Annotated in this window: 24 protein-coding genes; 15 read left to right on the top strand and 9 right to left on the bottom strand. The window is 55.8% G+C overall.

Annotated features, from left to right (window positions below):
• Nucleotides 1-152 precede the first annotated feature (152 nt).
• Together tyrR and LGL98_RS14455 are read left to right on the top strand one after the other, a co-directional pair.
• Nucleotides 153-1,694 (top strand): transcriptional regulator TyrR, encoded by a 1,542-nt coding sequence (gene tyrR / locus LGL98_RS14460; RefSeq protein WP_136034853.1) that lies wholly within the window; start codon nucleotides 153-155, stop codon nucleotides 1,692-1,694.
• A gap of 102 nt (nucleotides 1,695-1,796) precedes the next feature.
• The gene (locus tag LGL98_RS14455; RefSeq protein WP_168435427.1) at nucleotides 1,797-2,849 is read left to right on the top strand and encodes an AbrB family transcriptional regulator; all 1,053 of its coding nucleotides are present in this window, start codon (nucleotides 1,797-1,799) and stop codon (nucleotides 2,847-2,849) included.
• 70 nt (nucleotides 2,850-2,919) lie between these two features.
• Here the strand turns inward: LGL98_RS14455 and tpx are convergent, their stop codons facing one another.
• The gene (tpx, locus tag LGL98_RS14450; protein ID WP_004152131.1) at nucleotides 2,920-3,426 is read right to left on the bottom strand and encodes a thiol peroxidase; all 507 of its coding nucleotides are present in this window, start codon (nucleotides 3,424-3,426) and stop codon (nucleotides 2,920-2,922) included.
• Nucleotides 3,427-3,528: 102 nt separating this feature from the next.
• Here tpx and ycjG point away from each other — a divergent pair, with 102 nt between their 5' ends.
• On the top strand, nucleotides 3,529-4,494 hold the full coding sequence (ycjG, locus tag LGL98_RS14445) for an L-Ala-D/L-Glu epimerase (RefSeq protein WP_136034851.1): 966 nt from the start codon (nucleotides 3,529-3,531) through the stop codon (nucleotides 4,492-4,494).
• On the opposite strand, the gene mpaA is transcribed toward ycjG, so the two are convergent.
• On the bottom strand, nucleotides 4,491-5,198 hold the full coding sequence (gene mpaA / locus LGL98_RS14440; protein ID WP_136034850.1) for a murein tripeptide amidase MpaA: 708 nt from the start codon (nucleotides 5,196-5,198) through the stop codon (nucleotides 4,491-4,493). The two genes, ycjG and mpaA, sit on opposite strands and share 4 nt — an antisense overlap.
• A gap of 93 nt (nucleotides 5,199-5,291) precedes the next feature.
• Between mpaA and LGL98_RS14435 the strand changes: the two genes are divergently transcribed.
• Together LGL98_RS14435 and LGL98_RS14430 are read left to right on the top strand one after the other, a co-directional pair.
• Nucleotides 5,292-5,387 (top strand): hypothetical protein, encoded by a 96-nt coding sequence (locus tag LGL98_RS14435; RefSeq protein ID WP_226651863.1) that lies wholly within the window; start codon nucleotides 5,292-5,294, stop codon nucleotides 5,385-5,387.
• Entirely contained in the window at nucleotides 5,384-7,000 is a 1,617-nt protein-coding gene (locus LGL98_RS14430) for a peptide ABC transporter substrate-binding protein (RefSeq protein ID WP_004176446.1), read from the top strand. Before LGL98_RS14435 ends, LGL98_RS14430 begins: the two co-directional genes overlap by 4 nt.
• 167 nt (nucleotides 7,001-7,167) lie before the next feature.
• Here LGL98_RS14430 and LGL98_RS14425 read toward each other — a convergent pair whose 3' ends face one another.
• Nucleotides 7,168-7,554 (bottom strand): VOC family protein, encoded by a 387-nt coding sequence (locus LGL98_RS14425; protein WP_136034848.1) that lies wholly within the window; start codon nucleotides 7,552-7,554, stop codon nucleotides 7,168-7,170.
• A 230-nt stretch (nucleotides 7,555-7,784) separates the two neighbouring features.
• On the opposite strand from LGL98_RS14425, the gene LGL98_RS14420 reads away from it, so the two are divergent.
• On the top strand, nucleotides 7,785-8,618 hold the full coding sequence (locus LGL98_RS14420) for a DUF6216 family protein (protein WP_136034846.1): 834 nt from the start codon (nucleotides 7,785-7,787) through the stop codon (nucleotides 8,616-8,618).
• A 124-nt stretch (nucleotides 8,619-8,742) separates the two neighbouring features.
• On the opposite strand, the gene LGL98_RS14415 is transcribed toward LGL98_RS14420, so the two are convergent.
• Complete coding sequence (locus LGL98_RS14415) at nucleotides 8,743-9,627, bottom strand: LysR family transcriptional regulator (RefSeq protein ID WP_136034844.1); 885 nt, start codon at nucleotides 9,625-9,627, stop codon at nucleotides 8,743-8,745.
• 171 nt (nucleotides 9,628-9,798) lie between these two features.
• Between LGL98_RS14415 and LGL98_RS14410 the strand changes: the two genes are divergently transcribed.
• The 3 genes from LGL98_RS14410 (at nucleotide 9,799) to LGL98_RS14400 (ending at nucleotide 13,151) form a co-directional block, all read left to right on the top strand.
• Nucleotides 9,799-10,935 carry an alpha/beta hydrolase gene (locus tag LGL98_RS14410; protein ID WP_136034842.1) on the top strand — a complete coding sequence of 379 codons (1,137 nt, stop codon included), beginning with the start codon at nucleotides 9,799-9,801 and terminating at the stop codon, nucleotides 10,933-10,935.
• Nucleotides 10,936-11,000: 65 nt separating this feature from the next.
• On the top strand, nucleotides 11,001-12,203 hold the full coding sequence (locus tag LGL98_RS14405) for an MFS transporter (RefSeq protein ID WP_136034840.1): 1,203 nt from the start codon (nucleotides 11,001-11,003) through the stop codon (nucleotides 12,201-12,203).
• A 78-nt stretch (nucleotides 12,204-12,281) separates the two neighbouring features.
• Nucleotides 12,282-13,151, top strand: a complete 870-nt coding sequence (locus LGL98_RS14400) for an aldo/keto reductase (protein WP_136034839.1) — start codon at nucleotides 12,282-12,284, stop codon at nucleotides 13,149-13,151.
• On the opposite strand, the gene LGL98_RS14395 is transcribed toward LGL98_RS14400, so the two are convergent.
• On the bottom strand, nucleotides 13,102-15,843 hold the full coding sequence (locus LGL98_RS14395; protein ID WP_136034837.1) for a hybrid sensor histidine kinase/response regulator: 2,742 nt from the start codon (nucleotides 15,841-15,843) through the stop codon (nucleotides 13,102-13,104). The two genes, LGL98_RS14400 and LGL98_RS14395, sit on opposite strands and share 50 nt — an antisense overlap.
• A gap of 2 nt (nucleotides 15,844-15,845) precedes the next feature.
• The gene (locus LGL98_RS14390; RefSeq protein WP_136034835.1) at nucleotides 15,846-16,280 is read right to left on the bottom strand and encodes a globin family protein; all 435 of its coding nucleotides are present in this window, start codon (nucleotides 16,278-16,280) and stop codon (nucleotides 15,846-15,848) included.
• 373 nt (nucleotides 16,281-16,653) lie between these two features.
• Between LGL98_RS14390 and LGL98_RS14385 the strand changes: the two genes are divergently transcribed.
• The 3 genes from LGL98_RS14385 to LGL98_RS14375 are packed head-to-tail and all read left to right on the top strand — an operon-like array spanning nucleotide 16,654 to nucleotide 18,659.
• Nucleotides 16,654-17,868, top strand: coding sequence for a PP2C family protein-serine/threonine phosphatase (locus LGL98_RS14385; RefSeq protein WP_136034833.1), 1,215 nt, complete (start codon nucleotides 16,654-16,656; stop codon nucleotides 17,866-17,868).
• On the top strand, nucleotides 17,858-18,196 hold the full coding sequence (locus LGL98_RS14380) for an STAS domain-containing protein (RefSeq protein ID WP_136034831.1): 339 nt from the start codon (nucleotides 17,858-17,860) through the stop codon (nucleotides 18,194-18,196). Before LGL98_RS14385 ends, LGL98_RS14380 begins: the two co-directional genes overlap by 11 nt.
• A gap of 19 nt (nucleotides 18,197-18,215) precedes the next feature.
• Nucleotides 18,216-18,659: an ATP-binding protein gene (locus LGL98_RS14375; RefSeq protein WP_136034829.1), complete on the top strand. Its 444-nt coding sequence runs from the start codon at nucleotides 18,216-18,218 to the stop codon at nucleotides 18,657-18,659.
• Nucleotides 18,660-18,729: 70 nt separating this feature from the next.
• Here the strand turns inward: LGL98_RS14375 and ymcF are convergent, their stop codons facing one another.
• A complete protein-coding gene (gene ymcF / locus LGL98_RS14370) occupies nucleotides 18,730-18,918 on the bottom strand; it encodes a cold shock small protein YmcF (RefSeq protein ID WP_136034828.1) in 189 nt (62 codons plus the stop codon).
• A gap of 325 nt (nucleotides 18,919-19,243) precedes the next feature.
• Nucleotides 19,244-20,134 (bottom strand): LysR family transcriptional regulator, encoded by an 891-nt coding sequence (locus LGL98_RS14365; RefSeq protein ID WP_136034826.1) that lies wholly within the window; start codon nucleotides 20,132-20,134, stop codon nucleotides 19,244-19,246.
• 108 nt (nucleotides 20,135-20,242) lie between these two features.
• On the opposite strand from LGL98_RS14365, the gene LGL98_RS14360 reads away from it, so the two are divergent.
• Entirely contained in the window at nucleotides 20,243-21,004 is a 762-nt protein-coding gene (locus tag LGL98_RS14360; protein ID WP_136034824.1) for an SDR family NAD(P)-dependent oxidoreductase, read from the top strand.
• Nucleotides 21,005-21,220: 216 nt separating this feature from the next.
• Complete coding sequence (locus tag LGL98_RS14355; protein ID WP_136034823.1) at nucleotides 21,221-22,753, top strand: HD domain-containing protein; 1,533 nt, start codon at nucleotides 21,221-21,223, stop codon at nucleotides 22,751-22,753.
• Between the two features lie 198 nt (nucleotides 22,754-22,951).
• On the opposite strand, the gene LGL98_RS14350 is transcribed toward LGL98_RS14355, so the two are convergent.
• Nucleotides 22,952-23,518: a DJ-1/PfpI family protein gene (locus LGL98_RS14350; protein ID WP_136034821.1), complete on the bottom strand. Its 567-nt coding sequence runs from the start codon at nucleotides 23,516-23,518 to the stop codon at nucleotides 22,952-22,954.
• A gap of 640 nt (nucleotides 23,519-24,158) precedes the next feature.
• Between LGL98_RS14350 and tssB the strand changes: the two genes are divergently transcribed.
• A complete protein-coding gene (tssB, locus tag LGL98_RS14345; RefSeq protein ID WP_136034819.1) occupies nucleotides 24,159-24,650 on the top strand; it encodes a type VI secretion system contractile sheath small subunit in 492 nt (163 codons plus the stop codon).
• Nucleotides 24,651-24,672 lie beyond the last annotated feature (22 nt).

Below are 24,672 nucleotides of genomic sequence, written 5' to 3'. Positions count from 1 at the left end.
CAGGCGTTCATCTAACCACTGACCGCCTGACTTTACGCCACAGCGCCCATTTTTCCGCCATACTGTCAATAATTGTTGACAGTTAGCTTCCCGAAAACCCATTCCTGGCCTATTATTCTCCCGTCATTGGCACTTTTAGGGTGAACACTCCCATGCGTCTTGAAGTCTTTTGTGAAGACCGTCTCGGTCTGACTCGTGAATTGCTCGATTTGCTGGTGCTGCGTGGTATTGACCTGCGCGGTATCGATATTGACCCTATTGGCCGAATTTACCTCAATTTCGCCGAACTGGAGTTCGCCACGTTCAGCAGTCTGATGGCAGAGATCCGCCGTATCGCCGGCGTGACAGACGTGCGCACCGTGCCGTGGATGCCGTCTGAGCGTGAACACCTGGCACTCAGCGCCCTGCTGGTGGCGATGCCGGAGCCGGTGCTGTCGCTGGATACCAAAGGTCGGGTGGAGCTGGCCAACCCCGCCAGCTGCCTGCTGTTTGGCCAAAGCCAGGCGAAGCTGCGTAACCACCCGGTGGCCCAACTGATCGCCGATTTTAACGTCCAGCGCTGGCTGGAGAGCAGCCCGCAGGAGACGCATGCGGAACATGTGGTGGTAAATGGGCAGAACTACCTGCTGGAAGTGACCCCGGTCTATCTGGAAGGGGAGCATAGCGAACGTGTGCTGACCGGCGCCGTGGCGATGCTGCGCTCAACCGTACGCATGGGACGCCAGCTGCAGACCATGACCAGCCAGGACACCAGCGCCTTCAGCCAGATCCTTGCGGTGGGACCGAAAATGCGCCACGTGGTGGAGCAGGCGCGCAAGCTGGCGATGCTCAGCGCGCCGCTGCTGATTGTCGGCGACACCGGCACCGGCAAAGATCTGCTGGCCCATGCCTGCCATCTGGCCAGTCCGCGGGCGGGCAAACCCTATCTGGCGCTCAACTGCGGCTCCATTCCCGAGGACGCGGTCGAGAGCGAGCTGTTTGGCGACGCGCTGCAGGGCAAAAAGGGCTTCTTCGAGCAGGCCAACGGCGGCTCGGTGCTGCTGGATGAAATTGGCGAGATGTCGCCGCGTATGCAGACCAAGCTGCTGCGCTTTCTCAACGACGGCACCTTCCGACGCGTTGGCGAGGATCATGAAGTGCACGTCGATGTCCGGGTGATCTGCGCGACGCAGAAAAACCTGATCGAGCTGGTGCAGAAAGGGCTGTTTCGCGAAGATCTCTATTATCGCCTCAACGTCCTGACGCTGTATCTGCCGCCGTTGCGCGATTGCCCGCAGGACATTATGCCGCTGACGGAGCTGTTCGTGGCCCGCTTCGCCGACGAGCAGGGGATCCCGCGGCCGAAGCTCTCCGCCGATCTCAGTACGGTGCTTACCCGCTACAGCTGGCCCGGCAACGTCCGCCAGCTGAAGAATGCCGTCTATCGCGCGCTGACCCAGCTGGAGGGATTCGAGCTGCGTCCACAGGACATTCTGCTGCCGGACCATGACGTCGCCTCGCTGCCGGTGGGCGAGGAGGCCATGGAGGGGTCGCTGGACGACATCACCCGCCGCTTTGAGCGCTCGGTGCTGACCCAGCTCTATCGCAGCTACCCCAGCACCCGTAAGCTGGCGAAGCGGCTGGGAGTGTCGCATACCGCCATCGCTAACAAATTGCGCGAATATGGTCTGAGTCAGAAAAAGGGCGACGAATAATCCCGTCCAGGCCGGCGATTCGCGTCGCCGGCATCCCGGCCTGCAAAGTGGGCTAAACCTGTATATACTGGTTTTTTAATCCTTTTTCCGGGGTGGTGCATCTTGGCGTCGCGTCGCGCGATAGGGCACTGGCTGATATTGCTGCTGCTCTCTGTTCTCTTTTCCTCGCTGCTGTTACGAATACACCTGCCGGCAGCGCTGCTGCTGGGGCCGCTGATTGCCGGTCTCATTTTGAGCCTGCGCGGGGTGAAGCTGAGCATCCCTCGCCCCTGTTATCTGGCGGCGCAGGCCATCGTCGGCTGCATGATCGCCCGGGCGATTAATCCCTCTGTTTTTGGCGTGCTGTTCAACAACTGGGCGCTGGTGCTGGCGATCCTGTTGACCACCCTGGCGATCAGCGGCCTTACCGGCTGGCTGCTGGTCCGCTACAGCGCGCTGCCGGGCGCCACTGGCGCCTGGGGAAGCTCTCCCGGCGGCGCGTCGGCAATGGTGGTGATGGCCCAGGAGTACGGTGCCGATGTGCGGCTGGTGGCGCTGATGCAGTATCTGCGGGTACTGTTTGTCGTCGGCGCGGCGGCGCTGGTGGTGCGTTATGCGTTGGGCAATGAAGCACAGGAAATGACTCAGGATATTGTCTGGTTTCCATCGTTGACCCTGAATTTCCTTTTCACGCTGCTGCTGACGGCGCTAGCCTGTTGGCTGGGCATGCGGCTGCGTATCCCCTCCGGGGCCATGCTGCTGCCGATGCTGCTCGGCGCGCTGGCGCAGGGCAGCGGTTGGCTGATGCTGGAGCTGCCGGAGTGGCTGCTGGCGATAGCCTATGCGCTGCTGGGCTGGACGGTAGGGCTCCAGTTTAATAAAGCCATTTTTCTGCTGGCGCTGAAGACGCTGCCGCAGATTATCGCCTCCATCCTCGGGCTGATCCTGATGTGTGCCCTGATGGCCCTCGGCCTGACCCACATTCTGCAGATGGACTTTATGACCGCCTACCTGGCCACCAGCCCCGGCGGCCTGGACACAGTGGCGATTATCGCCGCCGGCACCCGGGCGGATATGTCGTTCATTATGGCGCTACAGACGTTGCGGCTGTTTACCATTTTACTGACCGGCCCGGCGATGGCGCGGGCTATCTCCCGCTATGCGCCACGGCAATAAAAAGCCCCCGCAGAGCGGGGGCTGAGCAAAGAGAATGTCCGCAGGCGCGATGCGCCCGGGCAATCTGTTATCAGGCTTTCAGGGCGGCCAGCGCGGCGTCGTAGTCCGGCTCTTCGGTAATTTCGTTCACCAGCTGGCTGTAGACGACCTGATCGTTTTCATCGATAACAACCACCGCACGGGCAGCCAGGCCAGCCAGCGGACCGGTGGCGATGGCGACGCCGTAGTCAGCGAGGAACGACGCGCCGCGCAGCGTGGAAAGGGTCACCACGTTGCTCAGGCCTTCCGCGCCGCAGAAGCGGGACTGGGCGAACGGCAGGTCAGCGGAAATGCACAGCACGACGGTGTTGTCCAGTTCAGCGGCCAGCTGGTTGAATTTACGCACTGATGCGGCACACACGCCGGTATCAATGCTCGGGAAAATATTCAGTACTTTACGTTTGCCGGCGTACTGGCTCAGCGCGACGTCAGAGAGATCTTTGGCGACCAGCGTAAACGGCTGCGCTTTAGCGCCTGCCTGCGGAATGGTGCCCTGAACAGAAACGGGGTTGCCCTGGAAATGCACGGTTTGTGACATGGTTATCTTCCTGTTTACATATAGTTAACGTCGCGAGTAGTGTATGACATCCGCCAGCTACACGGCAAACCCTATTTAACATTTACCAGAGAGGACAAGGGAATGCGTAACGTGCGAGTGTATGAGGAAGCCTGGCCGCTCCATACCCCTTTTGTGATCGCCCGCGGTAGCCGCAGCGAGGCAAAAGTGGTGGTAGTGGAACTGGAAGAGGACGGCGTGAAAGGGGTGGGCGAATGCACACCGTATCCCCGCTATGGCGAGAGTATCGCCTCGGTCATGGCCCAGGTGATGGCGATCGGCGAGCAGCTGGAGGCGGATCTTACTCGCGAACAACTGCAGCGGTTGCTGCCGGCAGGCGCCGCGCGCAATGCCATTGACTGCGCGCTATGGGATCTGCAGGCGCGACGCGAAGGCAAAACCTTGCCCCAGCTATTGGGCGTGGCGTTGCCTAACCGGGTGATCACCGCCCAGACGGTGGTCATTGGCACGCCGGATCAGATGGCGGCCAGCGCTGCGGCGCTGTGGCAGACAGGGGCCCAGCTGTTGAAGGTGAAGCTTGACGATCGACTGATCAGCGAGCGGCTAATCGCTATTCGCCAGGCGGCGCCGGAGGCCACGCTGATTGTCGACGCCAATGAGTCCTGGCACAGCGAGGGGCTGGCGGCGCGCTGCCAGCTGCTGGCTGACCTCGGTGTGGCGATGCTTGAGCAGCCGCTCCCCGCCGACGACGACGCGGCGCTGGTAAACTTCGTTCATCCGCTGCCGATTTGCGCCGACGAGAGCTGCCATACCCGGGAGAGCCTGCCGCGGCTGCGCGGGCGCTATGAGATGGTCAATATCAAACTGGATAAAACGGGCGGCCTGACCGAAGCGCTGGCTCTGGCCGGGGAGGCGGAACGGCAGGGATTTGAACGGATGCTGGGCTGTATGCTCTGCACCTCTCGCGGGATCGCCGCTGCGCTCCCTCTGGCGCCGCTGGCGCGCTTCGCCGACCTCGACGGCCCGACATGGCTGGCGGTGGACGTTGAGCCGGCGCTGCGGTTCAGCACCGGCGTGCTTCATCTTTAAGCCTGCCAGCGCAGCAGGTCGGTCATCGCCGGCAGGTAACGCTCCGTTGCCTCGTCGGCGGAGACCGGAGGGAACTCGGCGGTGATGCAGGGGAGTCCAATATCCGCGCACCAGCTGCCAAAGGAGCCCGGCGTGTCGTAGCCCACGCTACCCACCAGCGGCAGGGAGAAGGCGTCGGCCAGCCAGCGCCCCAGCGGGCTGTGGCCCGGGTCGTCGATACAGGCCAGCGGATCGTGAAAGGAGACCACCCACGCCGGATGGATCTGGTGGATCAACTGACACAAGGCCTCGGTCTCCCGTTCCGAACCCGGCTGCTCGCCGGTCAACAGCACCACGTCGCGCTCCTCTGCCGCGCTATTCCAGCGGTAAACCGTTTCCCCTTGCTTCCAGTTGGCTGCCGGAAAGTTACGGTTGAGGTCAACGCCGCGGGCATTGGCGCGCAGGCCGAGCTGACAGCCGTCAGGATTGACCGTCAGCACCACGTGGTGACGGCGCAGCTCGGGTTTCAGGGTGCGCAGGGCGCAGGAGAGGGTCACAATCGACGAATTCTCATCACCGTGGGTGCCGGCAATAATCAGCCCGCTACGGCTGTCGGCCTGCGGCGCAGGAAACCACAGCAGCGGCGCGCCCAGTTCCGAGCTGCCATACTGCCGGGTTCCCGGCGGAAAGTCGCCGCGCTGCGGGCGTGGACGTGAAATAGACATAGGGCTTCCTGTGTGTCGTTATTATTTAGTGTTAGCGAAAAGCGTGTCGGGATCAAACCCATTCCCTGAGGCGAGAAATCCGACGGCACATCAATTTTCTATCATATGTCGTTTGCAATTTCAGGTGATGAAACAAATAATTATCGCTCTGTTGGCGGTATTTTTTTCATTTTAAAGGGGATCTTATGAAGTATCCTGTCGCTTTGACATGCGGCGCGCTGTGGTTAGCCAGCGTATCTTCTCTGGCCTGGGCGGCGGACGTACCGCCGGGCACGGTACTGGCGGAAAAACAGCTGTTAGTGCGCCATATCAAAGATGAACCCGCCTCGTTAGATCCCGCCAAAGCGGTGGGCCTGCCGGAAATCCAGGTGATCCGCGATTTGTTTGAAGGTTTAGTCAATCAGGATGCGAAAGGCAACCTGGTTCCAGGCGTAGCGACCCGCTGGCAGAGCAACGATAACCGCGTCTGGACCTTTACCCTGCGTGATAACGCCCGCTGGTCAGACGGCACGCCGGTTACCGCCGAGGATTTCGTCTATAGCTGGCAACGTCTGGTGGATCCGAAGACCACTTCGCCGTTCGCCTGGTTTGCGGCGCTGGCGGGGATCGCTAACGCGCAGAACATTATTGACGGCAAAGCCGCGCCGGAGACCCTGGGGGTCACCGCCGTCGACGCCCACACTCTGCGGGTGCAGCTGGATAAACCACTGCCGTGGTTCAGCAACCTGACCGCCAGCTTTGCCTTTTACCCGGTGCAAAAAGCGAATGTCGACAGCGGGGCGAACTGGACGCGGCCCGGCAGCCTGGTAGGCAACGGCGCCTATGTCCTGAAAGACCGCGTGGTGAATGAGAAGCTGGTGGTGGTGCCGAACACGCACTACTGGGATAACGCCAAAACGGTGATCCAGCAGGTCACCTTTGTGCCGATTAACCAGGAGTCCGCCGCTACCAAGCGCTATCTCGCAGGGGATATCGATATCACCGAGTCTTTCCCGAAAAATATGTACCAGAAGCTGCTGAAGGATATTCCGGGGCAGGTATATACCCCGCCGCAGCTGGGTACCTACTATTACGCTTTTAATACTCAAAAGGGGCCGACGGCGGATGAGCGGGTACGGCTGGCGCTGAGCATGACCATCGATCGCCGGGTGATGGCGGAGAAAGTACTGGGGACCGGGGAAAAACCGGCCTGGCGCTTCACGCCGGACGTGACGGCGGGCTTCACCCCCCAGCCGTCACAGTTTGAGAGTATGAGTCAGGCCGAGCTTAATGCCCAGGCGAAAGCCCTGCTGGCTGCCGCCGGCTATGGCCCGAATCGTCCGCTGAAGCTGACGCTGCTGTATAACACCTCTGAGAACCACCAGAAGATTGCCATCGCGGTGGCGTCGATGTGGAAGAAAAACCTCGGCGTGGAAGTGAAGCTGCAGAACCAGGAGTGGAAAACCTATATCGACAGCCGTAACACCGGCAATTTCGACGTGATCCGCGCTTCGTGGGTAGGGGACTACAACGAGCCGTCCACCTTCCTGTCGCTGCTGACCTCCACCCACAGCGGAAATATCTCGCGCTTTAACGATCCGGCGTACGACAAAATCCTCGCCCAGGCGGCGGTGGAGAATTCGGCCAAAGCGCGTAACGACGATTATAATGCGGCGGAGAAGATCATTATGGTCAAAGCGCCGATCGCGCCGATCTACCAGTACACTAACGGCCGGCTGATTAAGCCGTGGCTGAAAGGCTACCCGATCACCAATCCGGAAGATGTGGCCTACAGCCGTACCATGTATATTGTGAAGCACTAACCGGTCGTGGTTGCCTGAAGATGTCAGGCAACCATCGCTGAACTCCGGGCTGGCGCGGCTTACAGCGCCAGTTTCTCCTGCTCTCCTTCTCCCGATACAGCAGAAAGCATCACTTTTCTGGCAGTATGGCCGACTGATGCCCGGTTCTACCATCTAGTCGCGAAGCATCAGAAGATCTCATCCGCCGGGTTTTTATCATGATGCTCAACGTATTCGGCAATCATACCATCCGGATGCCGAACCAGCATGTTCCAGCCGGTGGGCACGGCCTTCACCGGGTTGATAATCGTTGCCCCGGTGGAAGGCAGATGTTTCTCCCAGGCGGTAATGTCGTTGACCAGGAAGGTCGCCTCGGTGGCACGAAAAGGCGCCAGGCTTTGCTCGGTTCCGCCGATTAAAAGCACGGAACCCACCTGCGCCAGTTTGAGATCGTATTCGGGATAGTCAAAACGCAACCTTGCCTTTTGCGAGATGAGGTTTTCATAAAACGAAACGGTTTCTTCAAAGTGGACAATCAGCACGCATCGACGGATCAGAATATTGAGGACTTTCATTATATCTCCTTCGCCATTTTCTCAGAGATAGCGTAGCAGCACTGAGGTGGAATGTAAGGCTCAAGTAGCAGAAGAGTGTGACGTATAGTTATGGCCTGCGTATAAGAAGATATCGGCAATGACCTTGTGTGCTGGATAAGAAAAGTTGCAGTTAAAAAATATTTATTTTGTAATGATGCTGTGGTGTGATTGCTGAGCATACGATTAGCAGGATGATTAAGAGGGGCTAGATGGAAAGTTTAATTTCTTCAATATGGAATTTTGATGGACTGATTAATAGCGCATTAATTTTTGTTACTTTTGGTTTATTAGGGGTGTTTATCTGGAAACGGGCAGGATCCGCATATTCTTTATTGAACCGGCTATGGGAGTTCTGCCTGGGAGGGAAAACGTTTCACGACGGTAAAATAAATGCATATTTCAATGAGAGAAATGATGTTGAACGTTTTAATGTTTTATTTAATGTCGGCGCAAGAAATAAAGAAGAGATCAAGTCACTGATTAACTGGACGAAGAAGAAAAACATAGATATTCGTCATGTCACAGCCGCGAAAGGATGGTTTGAAATATCAACGCTTAAGGCAATAAAACCATTATTTATCGCTAATGTTGGTGTATTTGTCTCTTGTGTGTTAACTATGCTGCTATTATCAAATTTTATGTTGCTGGCAATGAAGCCATCCGCACTAGTACGATTAGGCGACGACAAGTCATGGGTTTGGGTTAATGATCATATTGCTGAGAGTTCGATCTGGACCAATAATTACCTTCCCCTGAACTGGACTGAGTGGAAGCTCGATAAAAAACAGTGTGAAAGTGAAGATTTCGATAAAACGGCTTTCTCAGAAAAAGCGGGGATAAGTGTGCGCTCGGTTGACAGGATTTGTGAGAACTTTTCAAATGGTTCGTTGAGTGATACTATAAATAATATTATTAAAAATCAAAAACTGGCATGGGTTTTGGCTATTTACCCCTTTATCTTTACGATTATTTGCTTTTTTAGCTTGTTACGCAGAGGTGCTGCTTCTAAACTTTATAATGAAGTACATAACTCACAAAATTAATATTTATATAAATTCATTTCCGTCTGGCATTACTGTTTGCATCGATCGCAATTAAATGACAGGTCTGAGTACAGAAGTTGTCTCTGGCCGCTACCGGTTGCCCGCTACCCGCAGGCAACCTCTGCTACATCCGCAATGTATCAATGACCGCTCTCAGCGCGGGCGACACATTGCGGTGCGGGTAATAGAGAAATGAACCTTCCAGACGCTGGCTATAACGCTGGAGCACCCGGATAAGCGTGCCCTGGGCGAGATCGTCGGTAATCAGTTCTTCCGGGACATAGGCCAGCCCCAAACCGAGCCTCGCCGCTTTGGCCTCCATATAGCTATCGGCGAAAGCCCACTGTCCCTGAGGCGGGTGGGTGATTTTTTTGCCATCCACATTAAGTTCCCAGGCGTAAAGGCTGCCGTCGCCGAACTGATAGGCGATGCAGGGGTGGGCGACTAAATCGGCGGGCGTTTGTGGAAAGCCGTAGCGTCGAAAATGTTCCGGTGTACCCACCACCGCCATCTCCATATCGGGCGAAATGCGTACTGCAATCATGCCGCTTCCGACTTCCGGGCCCAGACGTACGCCCGCATCAAATCGCTGCGCAATAATATCGACAAACCGGCTTTCGCTGATCAGTTCCAGTCTGATATCGGGATAGCGTTGTTTAAATACTGCCAGCTTCGGCAGCAGGACTTTATCAATGGCATGCTGGCTGGCATTGATGCGTACCGTACCGGAGGGCGTTTGACGATAGTGGGCCAGCGTGGCGAGTCCCAAATCTAAGGCGTCGAAACCGGATTCGACATTCTGATAGAGCTGCTCACCCGCCTGAGTGAGCGACAACCGGCGGGTGGTACGCACCAGAAGCTGAACGCCCAGGCGCTCTTCAAGTTCACGAACCGCACGGCTTACCCCGGACTGCGCCAGGCCAAGTCGTTGCGCTGCGGCGGTAAAACTGCCTTCCCGCACCACCTGCATAAACAGATAGAGGTCATTGTAGTTTTCCCGTTTCGCCATTCTCCCGCCTCGTAACTCGCAGCTATTTAGAACAATATGGTATTAATCTTAGCATTTTCCACCCCCTAATAAGAACCATTACTGCTGGCTACACTAAGCGCACGACAACAAAGCACAGCAGCGTTGTCTATTGGAGACATGCATTGATCACATTTATTTAGGGGAATTTTGATGACGGTTTTCACCAAAAAACTGACAGCTGCGTTACCCGCCATGCTGCTTTGCGCCTCATTAAGTGGAGTCACAACGATGAGCTATGCTGAGACAACTAACCCGAATGCGCCTGTTTCATTGGTTGAAAAATGGGATAAAACGTTTGCTGAGAGTTCGAAGGTGGATCACCGTAAGGTGACCTTCCAGAACCGCTATGGGATAACCTTAGTAGGGGATCTCTACCTGCCGAAGGATCGCGGCGACCGCAAACTGGCAGCCATTGCCGTTAGCGGTCCCTTCGGCGCGGTAAAAGAGCAGTCCAGCGGCCTGTATGCCCAGACGCTGGCCGAACAGGGGTTTGTCACCCTGGCGTTTGACCCATCCTATACGGGTGAAAGCGGTGGCTATCCACGTAACGTGGCCTCGCCGGATATCAATACCGAGGATTTCAGTGCCGCGGTGGACTTCCTGGGCCTGCAAAAAGAGGTGGATCGTAACCGTATCGGTTTGCTCGGCATTTGTGGCTGGGGGGGTATGGCCTTAAACGACGCGGCGATGGATACGCGCGTCAAAGCGGTGGCGACCAGCGTCATGTATGACATGAGCCGCGCGATGGGGCATGGGGTAGGCGATGGCAAAGACCGCTATAGTACTGCCGATCGCCGCGCCGTACTGCACTATCTGAACGCACAGCGCTGGAAAGATGCGGCAAACGGCACTTTCGCCCCCGGCGGGCATGACATTTATGTTGATGGTAAAGGCAACGTCAGCGCTGCCGATCGTATTTTGCCAGAAACCTTGCCCGCCAATCCCAACCCGGTCCTGAAAGAGTTCTTCGACTATTACCGTATGCCGCGTGGTTTCCATCCGCGTTCGGTTAATTCAACCGGGGCATGGAATGCAACGATGCCTCTGTCGTTTATGAATATGCCGCTGCTGAGTTATGCCAGCGAAGTGACTATTCCGACGCTTATCGTGACCGGTGAAAAAGCCCATTCACGCTATTTTGCCGAAGATGCCTTTAAGGCCATCGGCAGTAAAGAGAAAGCGCTGGTGATTGTCCCTGGCGCAAACCATGTCGACCTCTATGACAACGTCGCGGGCAAAATCCCATTTGCCAGGTTCGAGCAGTTCTTCAAAACCAATCTGAAATAGATCTCCTGTGTCGGAGACATCCCCTAAGCCGCCTGCAGGCGGCTTTGTATTGTCGGAGATAAAGAATGTCTGCATTAGGTAATACCCGGGCACACTGGAGCGGCGTCCTGGCGATGACGCTGTGCGTATTTGTGCTCATTGCCTCAGAATTTATGCCGGTCAGTCTGTTGACACCCATCGCGGGTGATTTACATATTACCGAGGGATTAGCCGGTCAGGGCATTGCGCTTTCGGGCGCGCTGGCGGTACTGACCAGCCTGACCATTTCCCGTCTTACCGGATCGCTGGATCGTAAATGGTTGCTGCTGGGGCTCACGGCGCTGATGGCGGCCTCTGGAGTGATTATTGCCCTGGCGTCCAGTTTCCCGGTTTATATGCTGGGCAGAGCGATGATCGGGATCGTCATCGGCGGCTTCTGGTCGATGTCGGCGGCAACGGCCATTAGGCTGGTGCCGCAACGCCAGGTCCCCCGCGCACTTGCCATCTTTAACGGCGGCAACGCGCTGGCCACCGTTGTGGCAGCGCCGCTGGGCAGCTACCTGGGGGCCACCGTCGGCTGGCGCGGCGCCTTTTTATGTCTTGTCCCGCTGGCGGTGCTGGCCTTCGTCTGGCAATGCGTTAGCCTGCCGTCGATGAAAAGCCCGCGCGCACCGCAGCGGCAGGGATCGGTGCTGCGTCTGTTCCGTCTTTCTACGGTATCCCTGGGATTGCTGGCCTGCGGACTGTTCTTTATGGGACAGTTTACCTTGTTTACCTATGTGCGACCGTTTCTGGAGACGGTGACCCAAGTCAGTCCTTCTGGTCTGTCCCTGATATTGCTGGCAATGGGTATCGCCGGTTTTGTCGGCACGCTGCTTATTACGACCGTTCTGAATGCCCAATTTTATCCGACGCTGGTGGCTATCCCGTTGTTAATGGCCGCGATTGCCGGAACGCTTCTGCTGGCCGGACAGTACATGGGATCGGTCGCCGTACTGTTAAGCCTGTGGGGCCTGCTGGCGACGGCGGCGCCCACCGGCTGGTGGACATGGATTGCGCGGACCCTGCCCGAGGATGCGGAGGCGGGCGGCGGGCTGATGGTTGCCGTGATCCAGCTATCGATAGCCCTCGGGTCAACGGCAGGCGGTCTGATGTTTGATAGTCTGGGATGGCGCAGCACTTTTGCATTGAGCGGTTTGTTACTGCTGGCAGCCGCAGGAGGAAGCTTCCTGCTCTCTGTCAAACACAGGTCATCTCAGCGCAACGCGATTAATGAACTGGATGCATAGGTCAAATCAGGATTGACTGTCTAATCGGGATGGCGTTTTTGGCTTACCATTGCTTTTTTACATCATGAGGGCTTCAGCGTGGAATATTCAGTATTAAGTAACGCTCGCAAAATGCCGATGCTGGGTTTCGGCGTTTTCAAGGTGACCGATAAAGCGGAGTGTAAGCAGGCGGTGTTGAACGCCATTCGCACCGGTTATCGCCTCATCGATACCGCTGCCGTCTACGACAATGAAGATGCCGTCGGTGACGCCGTCCGTGAAGCTATTGCACAAGGTCTGTGTACCCGCGATGAGCTTTTTATTACCTCCAAACTCTGGGTCCAGGATATGGCCAACACCGGGATGGCGAAAGCTGGGATTGCCGCGTCCTTAAAAAAATCGGGCCTGGAATACTTTGATCTCTATTTGCTACATCAGGCAATGGGCGATTATTTCAGCGCCTGGCGTGCGCTGGAAGAGGCCTATGACGCTGGCAAACTGAAGGCGATTGGCGTTTCTAACTTCTATGCGCATGTGTTGGTCAACTTCTGCGAAACCGTCAGAATTAAGCCGATGGTAAACCAGGTCGAATTGCATCCTTATTTCGCGCAGCCCGCGGCGCTGGAAACCATGAAACGCTATCACGTTCAGCCTGAAGCGTGGGCGCCGTTAGGCGGTGGCAGACATAACCCGTATCAAGATGCATTGCTTCAGGGGATCGCCGATGCGCACCAGAAAACCATTGCGCAGGTTGTTCTGCGCTGGAACGTGCAGCGTGGCGTCACGGTGATCCCTAAATCCACCCGCCAGGAGCGCATTGAAGAAAATTTTGCTATCTGGGATTTTGTATTAACAGATAACGAAATGGCGCAAATCAGTGCCCTGGATTTAGGTTACGTTGGCGAAGCGGTCAAACACTTCAACCCTGAGTTCGTTCGCGGCTGTCTGGGGGTGAAAATCCACGACTGAGCGGGGCATAGCGTGAAGCCGCCTGCGCTCTGCGCCGCAGCCAAAGGTGGCAGCCAGTGGTCGCCTCAGCCAGTGCGTCGCGCAGAACATCAGGCACAGTTTGGTCGGGCGAGCCCGCCAGGCTCTCCAGCTGCTGGAGCACCCCGGCAAGGCGTTGAAAGCCGAGGGTGACCGCCTCGCCGCGCAGTTTATGGGCGGTTCGGCGCCACGTCTCCCGGTCATTAGCATCAATGGCGTGGGTGAGGGCGATGATTGCGGCGTCAAGCCCTTCAGCGAAAAGTCCCAGCAGCTCCTCGACCAGCTCAGGATCGTCGGCGCACTGTTTTAACAGGTGGGCCTCGTCCGGCAAGCCTGCCTTTTCCTCCAAACCACTATCTTCCGTTGCGCCGACGCGGGCGATGGCTTCCCGTAGCGCCTCAAGACTCACTGGTTTGGCGATATAACCGTCGAAACCCATCGCCAGACAGCGCTCTCTATCGCCCTGCATCGCGTGGGCGGTCATGGCAATCGCGGGCTGGTGCTCCCGACCCAGCGCCAGCGTCTCTTCCCGCACCAGGCGGATGGCGGTCTCACCGTCCATCTCCGGCATTTGCAGATCGATAAGCAGGAGATCCCAGCAGGCGGCGCGCCAGCGCTCCAGCGCCTCCCGGCCGTTGTTCACCACCTCGCAGCGGTGGCCAAGCTGTTCCAGCAGCCGTTTCGCGACCTTCTGATTAACCAGATTGTCCTCGGCCAGCAGGATATGCAGCCCGGTCTGGTCCATGACCGGTTCCGCAACGGGGGCAGGCGTTGACGCCACCACCGGTGTGGGCACCAGAATACCGGTGATAACCTGATGCAGTTCGCGCTGCGCCACCGGTTTATGCAGATAGTGGGCGATACCGATGCGCTTGAGCATATTGACGTCAAAATGGCGGCTCATGGAGCTGAGCATAATGATCTGGCTTTGCCGGGCTTCAGGCAGGGCGGAGAGCTCCAGCGCCAGCGATACGCCGTCCATATCCGGCATTTGCGCGTCCAGCAGGATCAGCGGCCAGGGCGGCCCTTCGGCGGCCCGACGTAACGCCTCGCCGGCGTTGTCCACGCAGGTTGGTATCAGCCCCATCTGGCGAAGCATAGTGTCGAGCAGGCGCAGGTTGGTGCTGTTGTCGTCAACCACCAGCACCCGCTCGTTGTTGAAGCGTCCCGGCGGGGCGTTAGCGGAGGCGGCGTGCAGACTTGCCAGCGGCAGGGTGAAGGCAAATTCACTGCCCGCCCCGGGCAGGCTCTCCACCGTCAGCTCGCCGTCCATCAGGCTGACCAGGCGGGCCGAAATGGTTAACCCCAGACCGGTGCCGCCGTAGCGGCGGGTGGTGGAGCTATCGGCCTGGCTGAAGGCCTCGAAGATTGCCTTTTGCTTTTCCGGGGCAATGCCAATCCCGGTATCGCGAATGCGAAAGCGCCAGCGGCTTTCGTCGTCGGCCGGCGCTATCGCCAGCAGAACCTCCCCCTGATGAGTGAACTTCAGCGCATTACCCAACAGGTTAGTCAGGATTTGCCGCAGCCGGGGGCCATCGACGATCAGCACCTCCGGTACCGCAGGGGAGATATCCACCAGCAGCTCAATACCCTTTTCGCTGGCGGCAGGCATATGCGGGCGGATCAGCGACTGGATAAAGGGGCGGATCTCCAGCGGCTCTTCGTCCACCTGCATCTTGCCCGACTCAATGCGTGAGAAATCAAGAATGTCGTTAATAATGTGCAGCAGCGACTGGGCTGAGCTCATTACCAGCGAAAGGTACTCCCGCTGCTCTGCGGTGAGCGGCGTGTCGAGGCACAGCTGCGTCATGCCGAGAATGCCGTTCATCGGGGTGCGGATTTCGTGGCTCATATTGGCGAGGAAGGCGCTTTTCGCTTCGTTCGCCTCACGGGCCGCCTTCGCCGCCTCAATGGCCAGCAGCTCTGCGGCTTTGCGCCGGGTAATATCCTGCAACGTCCCGATCACTCGCTCTGCCTGTTGTTGCATATTGAGGGTGACAATCTGCCCGGAGAGCAGCATCCAACGCCAGCCTTGCGTCGGGTGCTGGACGCGAAGCTCACATTCAAAAACCGGCATATGCTCGTTTTGCGAGGCGATCATCGCCTGCTGCAGGGTAGCGCGATCGTCCTCATGGATCAGATTGAGCATAAAGCTCAGCGGGTAGTGCCACTGTGCCCGCGACTGGCCAACCATCGCCAGCAGGGTGTCATTCACCTGCAGGTTGTCGTGGGAGACCTGCCAGTCCCAGATACCGATCTGGATCGATTCCGCGGTGAATAAAAAGTCGTCATGAAGCTGATGACGCGAGCGCCGGGCGTCGTCAAGCTCAGTGATATCGGTATGCAGGCTGACAATTCCGCCATCCCCCAGCCGCTGATGCTGGACGTACAGCCGACGTTTTCCCGACTGTCTGACTTCGCAATGGTTCGCCTGGCGGTAGTTGCGGATAATCGTCTCGCGTAGCGTCTGTTGCCGGCGAGGGGCAATGTTATATCCGGCATCGATAAACTTCTCCGCCAGGCTCTCAAGAGAAGCGCCGACGGCGAGCCAGGGCGCGATCGTTGGATAAAACAGCGCCACCTTATCATTCCAGGCCTGCAGTCGTTCGCGCTCATCGTAAATCATCACCGCCGAAGGCAGGACGTTGAGGTCGGCACGGTTAGCGGCATGCATGATCAGTGACCTGTGGTTTGATAGTGGAGCTCTGCCTGGCGGCGCAGATACTCAAGCCCGGGGGCGATCGCCATCGCCCATGCGGTAAGGATTTCTTCATCGCACAGCGGATCGCTGGCGCGGACGGTTTTGAGCATGGCTTCCCGCCAGAGGGCAAAAAAACGCGGCGGCAGACGCAGGCCTTCCTCGCTCTGTGCCCGCGCCAGCCGTTCCAGAAAATCGGGTACAAAGAGGTCGCCGTTGACCGCCAGCATGGCGAAAAAGCTTTTAAAGACCATCTGCTGGCCTTCCTCGCCGGAGCGTTGGGATAAGTGCTGCTCGGTTTCCGGAGACATATGGATAAAGGTGCTGTAGAAGGCCTGAAAGAAGCGCTGTTTGTCGTGATCCGGAACGACGCGATTCAGGCTGGCCTCAAAGAGATCGCGATAAAACTTCATGGTGCGCTCCTCATAACCCGCTCGCCCGGCAGGCAGCGGCCGGGCGGGTTAAATTCCGCAGACGACACGCGCTGGCCATGCATGAGTTTTCCCCTTGCAGGATTTCCTCGTTGCTATTCTGCGGTAAAGCGGGCCGCCGCTCATTCGTCTTTATCCAGCAGCACCCACACGTTACTTTTGCTGACCAGCCAGTTATCGCCAGTTTGTCGCTGAAGTCGATTGGTGTTGCCGTCAGGTAGGAGTATAGCCTGGTTGACAACCCCATTACTGATGAGCAAGCCAACCCGCGACTGACTAAACTGATAGCGTACAGCGGCAGGTTTCGCGAAGGCACGGTCAGCCTGATTTGGTTCCTGCCGATTTAGGAGGCGCAATGTCGGCACAGCACGTCCTGATTGTTGAAGATTCGCTGGTTTATCGTCGGCTGTTGAGCCGGATGTTGACGCAGTGGGGCTATATCGTCAGCGAGGCGGAAAACGGCGTCGCCGCACTGACGATTCTCGAGAACCAGCCCATCAGTCTGGTGATTAGCGACTGGGAAATGCCGGAGATGAACGGCCTGACGCTGTGCCGGGAGGTTCGCCGTCGCCAGTTTGGCCACTATGTTTATCTGATATTGCTCACCGCCCGCGAAGATCCCGGTGATGTAACGCAGGGGTTTGACGCCGGGGCTGATGATTTTCTCAGCAAACCGGTGGAGCAGAGCGAACTGCGGGCGCGGCTGCACGCCGGGGCGCGGATCCTCTCCCTCGAAGCCGACCTCGCCGCGCGTAATACGCGGCTGAGCGAAGCGCTGCGGCAGATTGAACAGGATCTGGAGCTGGCGGCGCGCATTCAGCAGTCGGTTCTCCCCGCCCATCAGCTGCGCCATCAGGGGTTTTTCTCAGACTGGATTTTCCTGCCGTCGGCCTGGGTGTCGGGGGATATTTTTAACGTTTTCCCGCTGGGCGATCGCCTCGGATTTTACTGCGTGGATGTTTCCGGGCACGGCGTGGGGGCGGCGATGATGTCGCTCGCTGTCGCCCGCCAGTTTCTGCATGGCCGGGCCGTTGAACGATTTCTTTCCTCTGCCGATAACCAGCCGGCGTCGCCTGCTCAGGTGGTGACGATCCTCAATAGTCGTTTTTGCAGTAACGAAACAGAGATCGTCAGCTATTTCACCCTGATCTATGGCGTGATTGACCTGGCAACGGGTGAGGGGAAACTGTGTCAGGCCGGGCATCCTACACCCTTTATCATTAGCCCGGAAGGCGGTGTCCGGCCGGTCGGCAGCGGCGGAGCGCCGGTGGGGTTGATAGACGATCTCTCATGGACCGATGTCAACTTTTCGCTCGCGCCGGGGGAGCGGCTGTGCCTGTTCAGCGACGGTATTACCGAATGCGAAAACCTGAACGGTGAACAGTTTGGCGAAGCGCGTTTGCAGCGCTGTCTGCAGGATGGCGTCACGCTTTCGCTACCCACGCTGCTGGCGCAGTTTGCCGGGCAGCTTACCCGCTGGCGCAATGATGCTGACCGGGAGCCGCAGGCAATGGCTGATGATGTTTCACTCTTGATTATTGAACGTACAGGGGACAGTGATGAAAATTGAAACCGAACGGCAGGCCTCGGTCACGATCCTGACGCCGGCGGTGCGTCGGCTGGATGCGTCCGTCGCAGTGGCCTTTAAAGCGGCAATCGCCGAGGAAATAGGCGAAGCTCGTGCCGATCTGATTGTTGATTTCAGCAAAATCGATTATATCGACAGTAGCGGTTTGGGAACGTTGGTTTCCCTGATGAAAATGATGAATGGTAAAGGAGTAATGACACTGTGCGCGTGGAACCCCGGCATTCGCAATATGTTCACCCTGACCAGAATGGATCGTATTTTCCGTATTAGCGAGGATCGCGTTTCAGCCCTTGCGCAGTTAAATCCGTGACGTTCCCGTGAATAATATCATGATGTTTCCTGCCCAACTTACCTCGCTTTCGCCGCTGGCGGCGTGGTTGACTCAACAAATGGCGCCGCTGCCTGTCGGGGAGGAGTGGCGCTTCGCACTCGATCTCGCCGCCTGTGAAACGGCGACGAATATTATTCGCTATGCGTTGCATGAAGATGGTCAATGCGTTTTTCGCGCGGAATTTTTCGCGGACGATGACCGTGTGACGCTGCGCTTTATCGATGCGGGAGAGATCTTTCCTGCCGAACGCCTGGCGCTGGCGCGTGACGATGAGCACTTTGATGTCGATCCGTTAGCGGAAGGCGGCAGAGGCTTGCGGCTTATTCTGCGTGCGGTGGACTATTTTAATGTGGAAACTGGCGCCGGGGAGAATGTGACTACCCTGATAAAAGCGTTGCCTGATACCGGCCTTAGCCATGCCACCGACGATCGCTGCGGGTGAGGGACCAGACGTTGCCCCCGGATGAATCACCGGGGGAATTTCCCCACCCGCGTTCACCAGCTTCATCATCTTATTGCTGTGCCTGGGCGGCGGACAGCGCGCCCAGGTGATGAGGACGGATAGTATCTAATGTCATCATGGCCGATTTGCAGAAAATGCATTTCGCACCAAAAGGGTTTTTTTCAGTGACGTCAAACTGGGACGTTCTGTACTGGGAGCCATGGCAGCATGGGCATCTAAAATGGATATGTTCGATCATAATATAAACCTTGTATGGGTGATGTTCTGTTGAAAAGACAATGGTCGTTTTCAGGAAAATTAACGCGGCTGATTTTAGTTGGTGGTAAGCCGGGTTCGGGGTCAGATAGAGGACTTTTTAAGGAGCCGACAGGGATCTGACAGGGCCTGTTTACAGAAAAAGCAAACTACTAACGGGACTGCTCAAAGGAAGGTGGTATCAGGGATAACGCCTGGAGATGAGAACACGTACTCAGATAATAACTTTTTGTCTGGTAAATCGACTAAACGATTAACGCACGAGCCGCGAATAATAGCAAACGTTATTTTAGCCTTCCGGATGCCTGCTACCCCAGGGGAGTCTTCATTAGCGCCGTCACCCAGTTGATAAATACCTGTACCCGGGCAGAGAGCTGCCGGCTGCTGGGATAGAGCAGGGAAAGCGGCAGCGGCGCAGGACGATAGTCAGCGAGTATTTCAATCAATGCGCCAGTCGTCAGATCGGCCTTAAGACGGGGCAAGGGCGCCTGATACAGGCCAAAGCCAAGCCTTGCCGCTTCGGCGCCGACGTCGGCATCCGAAGTCAGCAGCCGACAGGGCAAACTGACCTCGGCCTGGCGGCCATTCCGGGTAAAGATCAGCGGCAATGTACGCTGCGTGCGTGATGACACAAATCCGATCATCTGGTGATCCGCCAGAGCGTCGATCGTATCCGGCGTGCCGTACCGGGCGAGATAGGTCGGGCTGGCGCAGGTGATCTCCTGCAACCCGGCGAGCGGCCGGCAGATCATCTCGCTGTCGGGGAGATGGCCGCCGCGAATGACGCAATCGACTCCCTCGCGAACCAGATCGACGTCACGCTCGCTTTCGCCGATCTGCAGCGTAATGTCCGGGTAGCGGGCGAGAAACTGCGGCAGCGCGGGCAGAAGCAGGGTCCGCGCCAGGTTGCCCGCCACGTCTACCCGAATGGTGCCGGAGATGCTCCCCCCGGCGCTGCGATTGGCCTCCTCAAGGGCCGCCAGAATGGACACGCAGCGCTGATAATACAGCGAGCCTTCTGCCGTCGGCCGTACGTGCCGGGTGGTACGCTGTAGCAGCCGCGCCCCGAGACTGACTTCCAGCGCTTTAATAGCCGCGGTCGCTACCGGCCGGGAAACCCCCAGATCCGCGGCAGCGGCACTGAATGAGCCCCGTTCGACGATGCGCACGAACAAGGTCAGCGTATCCAGTTTATCCATGACATTGTTCCAGCTGGCAAAACTATCCTGTCGCCCAACGCGGTCTTATCGTCGGCATTCAGGGGCTTATAATCGCTCATGTTTTCAGCAGAGAGAAAAGGAGAAAACATGAACAATAGCGCAAAAATCGCCCTGGTGACAGGCGGCAGCCGCGGCCTGGGACGTGCGACCGTCGAAGCGCTGGCCCAGCGCGGCGTAAATGTAGTACTGACCTACAAAATGCGTCTTGCCGAGGCGAACGAGGTGGTTACACGGGTTGAAGCACTGGGCGCCCGGGCGATCGCGCTGCCCTTCAGCGCTGGCGAAACTGACACCTTGGACGCATTTGTTAGCGCTTTTCAGGGTGCGCTGACGGAGCTGGGTGCCGATAAATTTGATTATCTGGTCAATAATGCTGGCAACGCCAGCGGCATGGGATTTCTTAACGCCACGGAAGCGGAATTCGATGCGCTGTATCGCATCCATGTGAAGGGCGTTTTCTTCCTCAGCCAAAAACTATTGCCGCTGCTGGCCGATGGCGGGCGAATAGTGAATGTTTCGTCCGGGCTAACCCGAATTGTGATGGCGAACCGGGCGCCCTATGCCATCATGAAATCCGCGGTGGAAACCCTGACTCGCTATATGGCGTTTGAGCTGGGCAGTCGCGGAATTACGGTGAACTGCGTGGCGCCTGGCGCCATCGCCACCGATTTCAGCGGCGGGGTGGTGCGGGATAACCCGCAGGTCGCTCAGGCTGTCGCTGCGATGACGGCGCTGGGCCGGCCTGGCCTGCCAGAGGATATCGGGCCGATGATCGCCTCGCTGCTATCTGACGATCATCGCTGGGTGAATGCCCAGCGCATTGAGGTTTCCGGGGGAATGCGCATCTGAGCGAAGAAAACCGGGGCTGTTTTCATCCGTAGTCAATCGATATATCAGTGGATGCCGATATAGCGCGACGCTGTGCAGAGATAAGGAAATAAAGATCTGCCGCGCGGCTCATTAAATATTAGTGATTGACCTTATTGCCTGAATGCGCAAGATTATTGTTGAATAAACAGTCAATATGCTAAATATATTTAATGCACTTATGAAAGGATTTAAGTTATGGATTTTGAAAATAAATTGACCAGTAAGATCCTTGATCCCATTCACGGCACTATTCGTTTGACGACACTCGAGATTGCATTTATCAATCACCCCCTGTTCCAGCGCTTACGCAACATTAAACAGAACTCTTTTTTATATAAGGTGTTTCCCTCTGCGGTGCACAGCCGCTTCGAACACTCTCTCGGGGTGCTGCATTTATCAAGTGAAATACTCAATAATTTACGCCTGAATGCGATACGCTATCAAAAGAAATATGATGATGGCCATGTGTTTGGTCATATCGATCAGATACCAAAACACAACATTCAGGAGTTAAGACTCGCTGCCCTGATGCATGACATCGGGCACGGGCCTGTATCCCACCAGTTTGAGAGTTTTATGCCCAGTAAGCGGGATTTCTCCGATGTTTTGCCCACAGCCTACCATTCGATCATTGATGCAATAAGCAACCCAGAACAGAAAGTTGAACACGAACAGCTTTCGCTGTTGTTCAGCCTGATGATTTATCATGATCTGAAAAAACAGAGTAAGGTCGATGACGAAATAAATATCGAAAATGTGTTAAAAATTATCGAAAAAAGATACGGTGACCAACAGATCATTGAGAAAATTAATGGTAAGGCAACAGATATCCTGCCGTTAATGACCTCGATCATCTCTTCCTGTCCGATCGATGCCGACCGGATGGATTACTTGCTCAGAGATGGCTATTTCTCCGGCGTCAAGTGTGGCATCTACGATTACAATCGCTTGTTTATGTCTATTGTGCCTGTCGAGGAAGAGGGAAAACTGTACCTTGCTTACAAAGAGAGTGGAATTGACTCGATCGCTGAGTTTATCGGGGCGCGCTCAAGCCTTTTCTCACAGGTGTATTACCATAAAACAAACCGCGCCTTTGCGACGATGTTGAGCACATTATGCGAGATTATGCAAAGCAAGGATCCACAAAATGTCATTATCTCTGACGTTACCGACCGTATCGTTGACCATAGCGATGAAAGCTTCATCGACGCGCTGAAGGAGTTTTATTTGGCGTGCAGTGATGATTATTTTTTGAATGACAAGCTTGGTGAATGGATAGATATCAGCGATACCGAAGCGGTTAATAAAAAAATACTTGATGACATTATTAACCGACACCCATGGTCGAAGGTCTATGAGGCCAAACACTCTGTGTATAAAGCTGACATCGCTGACAAGGAAAATAAGGCGTGGAAGAGTCAACTCACCGGGTTATTGACTTCTGTATTACAGCCTCATTTCAAACCACATGAATTTGCCGTTGATATTGTCTCCGACTGCGCCTTTAAAGACCTGGAGAAAACCGAAGTTAAGCTTTTGGTAAAGGATCTTAAGAACCGCTACGAAATAAAATCATTAAATAAGTGTGGTGATAAGTTAAATCAGTATCAAATCATCAAATATTGCATTCGGGTATTTGTTGACCGCGATATCAAAGAACGCGTAACTTCTGAAATAATCCATAAAATCAATGAAATAGTGGTAAAGCAGATCGCATTGCTGAATTGATGATGCCTGCCAGGGCTGCGATAAACCTTTCAGGGTCTGGTTTTTTAACCAGCCCCTGAAGATAAGCGGTAAATCGTGGCGCATCCCCGCCATCGGCATAACATACAACAGCGCGTTTACCCGAGACTAAACACCGCGCTGAGGCATAGATTCCCGCAGGGGAGCGGGTGGCTCAACAAAAACGCCAGCTCAGTATGGTTATTCCGCCAGCAGGGCGGCGAATTTCGCCAGCCACTGTGGATGAGCAGGCCAGGCGGGGGCGGTAACCAGGTTACCGTCTACATGCGCCTGGTCGATACCAATATCCGCATAGTGCCCGCCGCTCAGGCGCACTTCCGGGGCACAGGCGGGATAGGCGCTGCAGGTGCGGCCCTGGAGAATACCGGCGGTGGCCAGCAGCTGTGGGCCATGGCAGACGGCGGCGATAGGTTTACGCGCGGCGTCGAACGCCTGTACCAGTTTAATAACCTCCTCATTCAGGCGCAGATACTCCGGCGCCCGGCCGCCGGGGATCACCAGCGCATCGTAGTTCTCGGCCTTTACTGCGGCGAAGTCAGCGTTCAGCGTGAAGCGATGGCCCGGTTTTTCGCTATAAGTCTGGGCGCCGTCAAAGTCATGGATCGCGGTCATGACATAGTCGCCAGCGGCTTTATCCGGGCAGACGGCATCGACCTGGTGGCCAATCATCTGCAGTGCCTGAAAAGGAACCATCGTTTCGTAATCTTCGGCATAATCGCCGACCAGCATCAGGATTTTCTTGCTCATCTTTGTGTCTCGTTGTGGGCGAAAGGTGTCTTAGATATAGCCTGGCGACTTGCAGAATGCGAACCGTTCAGGGTGCCGACGACGGTGTCGTGAGCGTCTTGTAACCGGGCTCATGTTTTTGGCTAACGACAACTTTGTTCGACATCGCGTTGTGGCGCGTTATCCGCAAAAAAAATCGGTTGTGGGGAGTAAGGGGAGCAGAAGAATATTGTTACCGCTTAGATTTCGCGCCAGGACTATTAAGCGTCCGCCGCGAAGGGGCAATCGGATGGTAGCCAGATATTTTCCCTATGAGTAATTTATCGCGTTGTTACGCTAAACTTGCATGATGAGCGGATTATACCGCCCCGGTTGTCTCTATGATTTCCTTTATTCATCCGCTTAATGCTTTAGCCCGCCTTATAGTACCCATTGCAAACATTCCTTTGGTGCATTATTTATTGAATTTATTATTGACGATTGTCCCACGTTTTGAATATTAATATTCATGGTGCTTTTATTTTTGTGATGAAAGGGTGTACTTATGAATAAATATATTTGTTAGGTGGTTAAGTTGATCGGTAATCCATTTTTGCTTTATCATCGTCACGTTTCACATCAATATATCTTCAATAATTATTCCTTAAGGAAAGGAACTGCTATGGCTGATACGTTCCAGAATGAAGTCCCCAAGGCGCGCATTAATCTTAAATTATCTCTTCATACCGGCGGCGCGCAAAAGAAGGTTGAACTACCGCTGAAGCTGCTTACCATTGGCGATTTTAGTCATGGTAAGGAGAACCGGCCTTTATCAGAAAGAGAAAAAATCAACGTCAATAAAAATAACTTTAACAGCGTACTTTCGGAATTTAGCCCGGAAGTAAACCTCTCGGTGCCAAATACGCTGGCCGGCAATGGCGAAGAGGAGAACGTCAGACTGCGTTTTACCCACATCAAAGATTTTGAACCGGAGCAGGTTGCCCGGCAAATTCCGCAACTCCGCGCCATGCTGGCGATGCGTAACTTATTACGCGATCTCAAATCCAATCTGCTTGATAACGCCACTTTCAGAAAAGAGCTTGAGGCAATCCTGAAAGATCCGGCGCTGTCCCAGGAATTACGCGACGAAATGAGTGCGCTTGCCCCGAAATAAGTGCGGAGCAAGTCTGTTAATG

Origin of the sequence: Klebsiella africana (assembly GCF_020526085.1) — a bacterium.
In the GTDB taxonomy this organism is placed as follows: Bacteria; Pseudomonadota; Gammaproteobacteria; order Enterobacterales; family Enterobacteriaceae; genus Klebsiella; species Klebsiella africana.
Note: the sequence above shows the minus strand (reverse complement) of the source record. Positions and strands in the feature narration are given on the sequence as shown.